Consider the following 1,415-nt stretch of genomic DNA (forward strand, 5'->3'; position numbering starts at 1 on the left):
CTGCTCATCGCCCTGTTCAGATTACTGGAGTGGCTTCATAAAGAGATGGGCAAAGGCTGCTGGCTCGATGGCAAACGGGCGGCGCCCCACTTCTTTGCCAACCGGCTCGCAGCGGGCTTTGCCTTCACCCTGATCACCCTCAATCTGGCGGTGCTGGCGGCCCTGCTGCTCTGGTCGCTGGCGCGCCGCTGGCCCTTTCCCGCCCTTTGGCCCAGCCAATGGAGCAGCCACTACTGGCTGGATCTGCTGCCAACCCTGCTGCCGCTGCTGACAACCAGCGCACTGCTGGCGCTGGTGAGCGGCTTGCTGGCACTGGGAATGGCGGTGTGCAGTCTGGAGGCACAAGCCGACCGCCGCCCCTGGCCGCTCTGGCTTATCTGCCTGCCGCTGTTGCTGCCGCAGGCAAGCCTGCTATTTGGCATCCGGCTCGGGCTGGACTGGCTTGCACATGACTCGATAAGCAGCGGTATTGGCTGGGGCTGGGTGCTCTGGAGTCAGCTGCTGTTTGTCTTTCCCTATGTCTATTTGTGTCTGCACGGCCCCTATCGCCAGTTCGATCAGCGGATCACCCAGAGCGCCCTGCTGCTGGGGGCAACGCCATGGCGAGCCTGGTGGCAGATAAAAGCGCCGCTGCTGGCGCGCCCGCTGCTGTTTGCCTTCAGCGTCGGGGCGGCGGTGAGTTTGGCCCAGTATCTGCCGACCCTGCTGTTTGGTGCTGGCAGGGTAGTCACCATCACCACCGAAGCGGTGGCCATCGGCAGCGGCCTCAACCGGCGGCTGGCGGGGCTCTACGGCCTGCTGCAACTGCTGCTGCCGCTCGTTATCTATCTGCTGGCACTCTGGCTGCCGGCGCGGATCAATCCGGCGCTCAAGGGGAGCTGCTCACGATGAACTCTCATGATGGAAACAACCATATGCTGAGCACCACGCCTCTTCGACTTTACCTTGATGAAAATATGCTGCTTTCACTGCCCGCCCTGCAGGTGGCCCCCGGTGAGGTGTTGACCCTGATGGGGCCAAGCGGCTGCGGTAAAAGCTCCCTGCTGGCAGGGCTGGCCGGGGTACTGCCCGGCGCGCAGACAGATGGCGGCCCGATCCGGCTGGAGGGGGAGATAAGGCTCGGCGAGCGGCCACTCAACACCTTGCCTGCGCAAGCGAGGCGCATCGGCATGCTGTTTCAGGATGACCTGCTGTTCGACCATCTGACGGTGGCGGAGAACCTGATGTTCGGCATGCCAGCGACCATCAAGGGAAAACGTGCGCGGCGGGAAAAGGCACTGGCCGCATTGGCGCAGGTCGCGCTGGCGGATCAGGCTGACAAGCTGCCGCACTTGCTGTCAGGGGGTCAGCGGGCGCGGGTCAGTCTGCTGCGGGCACTGTTGGCGGAACCCGACGCCCTGCTGCTGGACGAGCCC

Annotated in this window: 1 protein-coding gene and 1 pseudogene; both read left to right on the forward strand. The window is 64.3% G+C overall.

Translation table 11 applies throughout. From position 1 onward, the window contains the following. Positions 1-891 (forward strand): annotated as a pseudogene (locus DBR30_RS22590) (ABC transporter permease); the annotation flags it as partial. A gap of 23 nt (positions 892-914) precedes the next feature. Then, on the forward strand, positions 915-1,415 hold a 501-nt coding region (locus tag DBR30_RS19265; protein ID WP_258224506.1), incomplete at its 3' end, for an ATP-binding cassette domain-containing protein.

The sequence above is a fragment of the Aeromonas sp. HMWF017 genome (assembly GCF_003061465.1).
In the GTDB taxonomy this organism is placed as follows: Bacteria; Pseudomonadota; Gammaproteobacteria; order Enterobacterales; family Aeromonadaceae; genus Aeromonas; species Aeromonas veronii.